This window comes from Thermoanaerobaculia bacterium, from assembly GCA_035717485.1.
Lineage (GTDB): Bacteria > Acidobacteriota > Thermoanaerobaculia > UBA5066 > DATFVB01 > DATFVB01.
Window position 1 is genome coordinate 1 of sequence record DASTIQ010000300.1, and the last position, 7,364, is coordinate 7,364.

Sequence of the window (7,364 nt, forward strand, 5' to 3'; positions counted from 1 at the left end):
GGAACCGAGCCGAGCAGGAGCTTCAGATCGTCGTCGTTCCACCGGACGCCCGCGCCGAAGAACACCGAGTCGATCTTCCTCTTGTGGTTCAGGAAGTCGTCCCATCCCGCGGTCGCGAAGATCGACGGCGAGAAATACCAGCGGCCGCCGATCTTGGTGTGCGCGCTGTAGTCCTGGCGGGCGAAATCCCACATGTCGAACGAGAAGCGCAGGCGCTTGTTCAGGAGCGCGTAGTCGACGCCGCCTCCGCCCCGCGACTCCTCGAGCCCCGCGCGCAGGGTGAGGTCGCCGAAGTTGAAGCCGAAGAGCGCGGAGAACGCGTACGAGTCGTCGAACTTCTCCTTCGTGACGGTCGTCGTCTCCTGGTGGCCGTCCGGAAAGATCGTCGTGTAGTTCGTCGTCGAGACGGACCGCCGCCCGAACGGCTCGTTGGCCACCTCGAGCCGGTAGAAATGCTCCGGGTCGGGAATGATGTCCGCGGTCAGGTATCCCTTCGACTTCGACGGCCCCGAGAGATACTCGGCGCGGAGCCCGAGGTCGATCTTGATCTTCGACGCGCGCCCGAGCGTCTTGTTGAGCGTGCCGACGCCCTCCTTGACCGACACGAGCGCGTCGTTCAGGTTCTTCGACGTTTCGTCGCTGTTGATGAGCTGGCCGACCGTGCCCTTCCCCGTGTTCACCTTGTCGGTGATCGCGTTGAGGTTGTCCGCCGTGTGCTGCAGCTTGTCCGAGATCTCCTTGATGTTGGAGATCGTCGCCGTCGCGTTGGTGGAGTTCGCCGCGACGAGCGCGTCGATGCGATCGGCGAGGCGGATCATCTCGTGCGAGAACTCGCGGAAGTTCGCGATCGTGGAGTCGACGTTCTCGTGGTTCGTCGCGACGATCACCTTGAGCTCTTCGGTGATCCGTTCGATGTTCGCGACGATCGCGCGGGTCGTCTGCTCCCCCTCCGGCCCCCCGAGCGCGCCCCGGAGGCTCGCGGTGATCTCCTTGACGTCGAGCTCGATGTCGTGGGCGAGCTTCGTGACCTGGTCGAACGACACGGCCTGGTTCCCGGTCAGCACCGAGTCCTCCGGGAGGGTCGGCGCCCCGATCGGTCCCGGGATGAGCTCGAGATACTTCTCGCCGAGCAGCCCCAGGTTCGCGATCGCCGCGGATGCCCCCTGGCGCAGGTCGACGTCGCTGTCGAGCTCGACCTGGACGTACGCCCGGCCCTCGATGAGCTTGATCCGGGTCACCTTTCCCACGCGGACGCCCGCGACCCGGACCGCCGCCTTGTTGTCGAGCCCGGCGACGTCCTTGAAGACGATGCTGACGGTCTTCCCCGACTTCTTCCCGAGCCGCAGATCCTCGATCTTGAAGATCAGGATCCCGGCGAGGATCAGGGCGACGAGAAAGAAGAGACCGACCTTGGCGACGGAGCTCATGCCGGCACTCCTTTCTCGGGCGCGTTTCTCTTCCAGCTCTCCTGCGTCATGGGTCCCTCCGCGCGTCCTTCGACGAATTGTCGCACCAGCGGGTTGTCCGATTTCATGAAAGCGGGCGGCGGGGCGTCCGCGACGATCTTCCCGCCGTAGATCATCGCGATCCGGTCGCCGATCTTCGCCGCGCTCTCCATGTCGTGGGTGATCGTGACGGTCGTGCAGCGGAGGCGTTCGCGCATTTCGACGATCGTCGTGTCGATCACGTCCGTCATGATGGGATCGAGGCCGGTCGTCGGCTCGTCGAACAGGAGGATCTCGGGTTCGAGCGCGATCGCGCGGGCGAATCCGACGCGGCGGCGCATGCCGCCGGAGAGCTCCGCCGGCTTCTTCCCCTCGATTCCCTCGAGGTGGACGAGCTCCAGGCACTCCGCGACGCGCGCGCGGACCTCGTCGGGCGACTTCTTCTCCTGCCGCCGCAGCGGAAAGGCGATGTTCTCGTAGACCGTCATCGAGTCGAACAGCGCCCCTTCCTGGAACGACATGCCGAAGCGGCGGCGGAACGCGTTCAGGTCGCGCTCGGAAAGCGACCAGAGGTCGACGCCGTCGATGATCACCTGCCCCGAGTCCGGCCGGATGAGCCCGATGATGTGCTTCAGGAGGACGCTCTTGCCGGTGCCCGACGGTCCGACGAGAACGACCGACTGCCCTTCCGGGATCTCGAGATCGAGCCCCTCGAGCACGATGTTCGTCCCGAACCGCTTGGAGAGACCGACGAGCCGGATCTTCGTCTCCCCCGCTCCGTCGGGCCCGTCGCTGCGGATCTTCGCCGTCTCGTCCATCGTCAGAAGAGGATCTTCGCGAGAAAGAAATCGGCGACGAGGATCGCGAGGCTCCCCGCGACGACGGCCCGGGTCGTCGCGATGCCGACGCCTTCCGCGCCCCCCTCGGTGAAGTAGCCCTTCTGGCACCCGATCATCGAGAACAGGAGCCCGAAGACCGCGGCCTTGATCAGACCCGCGGTGAAGTCGTTCCGCTCGAGGAACTGGAACGTGTTGTGGACGTAGGTCACGGAATTGGCGCCCAGCAGGTCGACGGCGACCACGTATCCCCCGGTGATCCCGACGGCGTCGGCCATGACGACGAGGAGCGGGAGCATCACGGTCGCGGCGACGACGCGCGGGACGATCAGATACTGCACCGGCTCCGTCGCGAGCGCGACGAGCGCGTCGATCTGTTCGGTGACCCGCATCGTCCCGAGCTCCGCGGCCATCGCGCTCCCGACGCGCCCGGTCACCATCAGCGCCGCGAGGACCGGCGCGAGCTCGCGCGTGACCGAGAGCGCGACGACCGACCCGACGAAGCTCTCGGCGTGGAACCGCGCGAATCCCGAGTACGTCTCGAGCGCGATCACGCCGCCCGTGAAGAGGCCGGTCAGGAACACGACGGGGATCGAGTCGACGCCGACGCGCACCATCTGCTTGAAGAGCTCGGGCACGTCGTACGGCGGCCGGATCGCCCAGGTCACCGTGCGCGCGAAGAGGAGAACGAAGCGCCCCATCTCGGTGAACGCGCGCAGGATGACCGCGCCGAGCGCTTCGAAGAACTTCAATCGTACCTTCGCGGAACCCGGCGCCCGATCCCGCAGAGGATTTCGTACGGGATCGTCCCCGCCGCGCGGGCGAGGTCGTGCGCGGAAACGGTGCGCCCGCCGCGCGTCCCCAGGAGGACCGCGCGATCTCCGGCCGCGACCGGAACGTCCGTCGCGTCGCACACCGTCAGATCCATGCTGATGACCCCCACGGTCGGCACGGCCCCCCCATCGAAGAGAACAGGCGTGCGGCCGGAAAACGACCGCCGGTAACCGTCATCATAACCGATGGAAAGCACCGCGAGCGTCGTCGGCCGCGCCGTCACGAAGGTCCCGCCGTAGCCGACCGGCGTCCCGGCGGGGACCCGCTTGACGGCCATGACGTCCGTCTCCCACGTGAGCGCGGGAGAGATTCCGGAGGGCGGCGCCGCGGACGGCGCCGGCGCGATCCCGTACAGGAGGAGGCCCGGACGCACGGCATCGCAGTCCTCCGCGCCTTCGAGGGAAGCTCCCGAATTGGCCAGGTGCGTCCAGAGCCCGGAAAACCCCGCCCCGCGGAGCGCCGCGAAGGCCCCGGAAGCGGCCTGCGTCTGCCGGAGCCGGGTGGGATGGCCCGGGTCTTCCCCGTGGGAGAAGTGCGAGAAGGCGGCCTCGACCCGCAGCCCCGGCGACGACGCGAGGAGAGCCGCGGCTTCGGCGACCTCGCCGGGGAAGATGCCGAGCCTCGAGAGGCCGCTGTCGATCTTGACGTGCACCGGGAGGGGGTCCCGCCACGCGGCCGTCGCCGACGAGAACGCCCGGATCTGCTCGAGCGACCAGAGGGCGGGCGTCAGGGCGAACGCGCGGTGGACAGCCGCGTCGCCCGCGTCGGCGAAGTTCAGGAGCAGGATCGGCGAGCGGATCCCGGCGCGCCGGAGCTCGATGCCCTCCTCCGCGATCGCCACGCAGAAGAAGTCGGCGCCCGCCGCCTCGAGCGCGCGGGCGACCGCCGCGGCGCCGTGGCCGTAGGCGTTCGCCTTCACGACGGCGAGGACGCGCCGCCCGGACCGCTCCCGGATCGCCCGGAAGTTTCCCGCGATCGCGGAGAGATCGATGCGCGCGGCGGTCCGGCGCGGCGAGAAATTCACGCCGGCGCCTCGCTCAGAGCGGAGGTTCCGCGAATCGCTCGTACGTCCGGAACGTGGTCTGCTCGTGCAGGAAGACCATCTCGAATTCGTCGGTCGGGCCGTTGCGCTGCTTGGCGATGATGACGTCGGCGAGGTTCTTCCTCTCGGTCTCCCGGTCGTACATCTCCTCGCGGTAGAGGAAGATCACGACGTCGGCGTCCTGCTCGATCGAGCCCGAGTCCCGGAGATCCGCGAGCTGCGGCTTCTTCTGCTCCCCGGTACGGCGCTCCGATTGCCGCGAAAGCTGCGACAGCGCGATGACGGGGACGCGGAGGTCCTTGGCGAGGAGCTTCAGACCGCGCGAGATCTGCGACACCTCCTGCGTGCGGTTCTCGATGCGCCCATGCCCGGCCATCAGCTGGAGGTAGTCGACGACGACGAGGTCGAGGCCGTGCTCCCGCTTCAGGCGCTGGCACTTCGCGCGCATCTCGGGAACGGTCAACGCCGACGTGTCGTCGATGAAGAATCTCGCGCCGGCGATCTTCGTCTGAGCCAGCACGAGCCGCCGGAAGTCGTCGTCGGAGCCGAAGCCGTCGCGCACCTTCTTGGCGTTGACCTCCGCCTCCGAGCAGAGCACGCGGAGTCCCAGGGCCTCCTTCGACATCTCGAGCGAGAAGAAGCCGACCGACCGCGCTTCGCGGACGGCCACGTGCTGCGCGATGTTCAGGGCGAACGACGTCTTTCCGACCGAGGGACGCGCGGCGAGGATGACGAGCTCCGAAGTCTGGAGGCCGGACGTGAGGCGGTCGAGATCGCGGAACCCGGTCGGAAGCCCCGTCAGCATTCCCTGACGGCCGCGCGCCTCCTCGAGGACGGTCAGGTTGTGCTCGGCGATCTCGCCGAGCGGCACGAACCCCCCGCGGGCGGAATCCTGGGCGATGTCGAAGATCTCGGAGGCCGCGTCCCCGATCACGTCGTCGGCCGCGCGGTCGGCGCCGGCGCCGTCGCGGGTGATCTTCTGGCCGAGCGAGATCAGTCGCCGGAGAGTGGACTTCTCCTTGACGATCCGCGCGTAATGCTCGGCATTGGCGACGTCGGGAATGCCGTCCACGAGCGAGGCGAGATACGCGGGTCCGCCGACGCGATCAATCGCTCCCATCCGGTCGATCTCGTCGCGCACCGTCACGAGGTCGATCGGCGCCGAGCGCGCCGCGAGCTCGCCGATCGCCGTCCAGATCCGCCGGTGCGTGTCGAGGAAGAAGTCGGAGTCCTTGAGGATCGGCGAGATCACGGCGAGCGCGAGGTTGTCGATCAGCACCGCGCCGAGGACGGCGCGCTCGGCCTCGACGTTCTGCGGCAAGGCGGACGGAGATTCGATCGATTCGAGCATGGAGCGAGAGGAGGATTCTACTCGCGTCGGGGGAAATTTTCAGCGAGCGGCCGGGGAGCGGCGCGCGCGGCGGTCTTCGAGCGCGTCGAGCATCCGGCGATCGCCCGCCACCGCGCCCGGAATCTTTCCCTTTTCCTCGACCCCGTGGAAATCGGAGCCGGCCGTCGCCAGCAATCCGTGCCTTTCCGCGAGCTTGGCGAACCGCGCGTTCTCCGCGGCCGCGTGGTCGGGATGGAACACCTCGATCGCATCGAGGCCTTCGGGCGCGAGCGCCTCGACGATCCCGTCGGGGTCCTTGTACCAGACCGCGTGCGCGAGCGACGAGACTCCGCCCGCCTCGCGGATCGCCCGAACGACTTCCTCGGCGCGCCATTTCTCCGGGGCCACCCACCAGGGGCATCCCTTGTGGAGGAAACGGGCGAACGCGTCGTCGTTGTCCTTCGCGTGGCCGGCGCGCACGAGGGCGCGCGCCAGATGCGGCCGGCCCCAGACGCCGTCGCCGACGTCTTCCCGGATCGCAGCGAGATCGATCGCGTAGCCGGCGGCCACGATGTTCTCCGCCATCTTCTCGCCGCGGCGACGCCGATTGGCCTGTCGAACGTCGAGCTGCCGGCGAAACGGGGCGTTCTCCTCGTCGACGAAGAGCGCCAGGATGTGCACGTCGTCGCCGTCCGGCGCGTCCGCGGAGATCTCGGCGCCCGGAATCAGGCGCATGCCCGCGCGCGCGGCCGCTTCGCGCGCCTCGGGAAGGCCGCCCAGCGCGTCGTGATCCGTCAACGCGAGCGCCGAGATCCCGGCCCGATGCATCTTCTCGACGAGCGCGGAAGGCGTGTCGAGTCCGTCCGAGACGGTCGAATGGGAGTGGAGGTCGATCTTGATCGTCACGAGGGCGATCTTACCGTCAGAGGCGGGCGCCCACCCGATGAATCGTTCCTCGCCCGTGATCGGGTCGGGGGCTGCCCTCGCTCACGAAAACGAAGGAGGCGCGGCGAGGCGCGAGCCCGGCGGGCGCGTGTCGCCCGGCTCGACGCATCGCCGCGCCGGCTACTCCTTGTCGCCGCCGGCGAGGACGTCCAGCAGTTCCGACAGGATCCTCGCCGTCGCGCCCCAGACGGTCTTCTGGCCGTAATGGTAGAAGAGAACCGGACGGTCGCGCCCCTCGAACATCCTTTCCTCGACGGCGGTCGGCGCCATGAGCGCGGAGATCGGGATCTCCCACAGCGCCTCGATCTCGTCGGGGGAGGGCTTGAGTTCCACGGGATGGGGGATCGCCGCGACGTACGGCTCGACGTAGAAGTTCGTCACGGTCACGATCGGCGAGAGCCGGCCGAGGAGGACGATCTGCTTGCGCTCGAGGCCGAGCTCCTCTTCCGTCTCGCGGACCGCCGTGTCCCGGAGATCGCGGTCTCCGGTCTCGAACGCGCCGCCCGGAAACGATACCTGGCCGCGATGATTCAGGAGCTTGTCGCTGCGTTTGGTGAAGAGGAGCCAGAGCTCCTTCTCCTTGACGAAGAGCGGGACGAGAACGCCGGCCCGGCGGTGCTCGGCCTGGGCGGCGACGCCCTGCAGCGTGCGGTCGGCGAGCTTGCCCCGGATCTCCGCCAACCAGTTCGTCATGACCCTAAAATATCAGGCGCGGACCATACGCGCCGTTATACGGCCCCCTCGGAATCGGCCGGGCCCGTCTTCCAGCACGTCTGGCCGCGCCTCGAGGTCGTCTCAATCGAGGGTCGCCCAACAGAGCCGCTTTCGCAATGATCGGATGTCGGCGCGAGCCGTGCTCGGGGCCAAACGAGAGCGATGAAGCGCGGCGAGGCGCGAGCCCGACGGGATGCGGGTCGCCCGCGACGTCCCGA

The 7,364-nt window shown here is 68.4% G+C and carries 7 protein-coding genes; all 7 read right to left on the bottom strand.

Annotated features, from left to right (window positions below; genetic code table 11):
• The coding region (locus VFS34_15710; GenBank protein ID HET9795900.1) for an MlaD family protein at window positions 1-1,427 on the bottom strand (1,427 nt) is incomplete at its 3' end.
• The gene (locus tag VFS34_15715; protein HET9795901.1) at window positions 1,424-2,263 is read right to left on the bottom strand and encodes an ABC transporter ATP-binding protein; all 840 of its coding nucleotides are present in this window, start codon (window positions 2,261-2,263) and stop codon (window positions 1,424-1,426) included. The genes VFS34_15710 and VFS34_15715, both read right to left, overlap by 4 nt.
• 2 nt (window positions 2,264-2,265) lie before the next feature.
• Window positions 2,266-3,033 (bottom strand): ABC transporter permease, encoded by a 768-nt coding sequence (locus tag VFS34_15720; protein HET9795902.1) that lies wholly within the window; start codon window positions 3,031-3,033, stop codon window positions 2,266-2,268.
• Window positions 3,030-4,139 (bottom strand): alanine racemase, encoded by a 1,110-nt coding sequence (gene alr, locus VFS34_15725; GenBank protein HET9795903.1) that lies wholly within the window; start codon window positions 4,137-4,139, stop codon window positions 3,030-3,032. The genes VFS34_15720 and alr overlap by 4 nt, the downstream gene beginning before the upstream one ends.
• A gap of 13 nt (window positions 4,140-4,152) precedes the next feature.
• The gene (gene dnaB / locus VFS34_15730) at window positions 4,153-5,508 is read right to left on the bottom strand and encodes a replicative DNA helicase (protein HET9795904.1); all 1,356 of its coding nucleotides are present in this window, start codon (window positions 5,506-5,508) and stop codon (window positions 4,153-4,155) included.
• A 39-nt stretch (window positions 5,509-5,547) separates the two neighbouring features.
• On the bottom strand, window positions 5,548-6,393 hold the full coding sequence (locus VFS34_15735; GenBank protein ID HET9795905.1) for a PHP domain-containing protein: 846 nt from the start codon (window positions 6,391-6,393) through the stop codon (window positions 5,548-5,550).
• Between the two features lie 159 nt (window positions 6,394-6,552).
• Window positions 6,553-7,125, bottom strand: coding sequence for a CoA pyrophosphatase (locus tag VFS34_15740; protein HET9795906.1), 573 nt, complete (start codon window positions 7,123-7,125; stop codon window positions 6,553-6,555).
• Window positions 7,126-7,364 lie beyond the last annotated feature (239 nt).

Bases quoted from the DNA above. Each gene is read 5' to 3' on its own strand.
- VFS34_15740 (HET9795906.1), bottom strand. From the start codon at position 7,125: ATGACGAACTGGTTGGCGGAGATCCGGGGCAAGCTCGCCGACCGCACG.
- dnaB (HET9795904.1), bottom strand. From the start codon at position 5,508: ATGCTCGAATCGATCGAATCTCCGTCCGCCTTGCCGCAGAACGTCGAG.
- VFS34_15715 (HET9795901.1), bottom strand. From the start codon at position 2,263: ATGGACGAGACGGCGAAGATCCGCAGCGACGGGCCCGACGGAGCGGGG.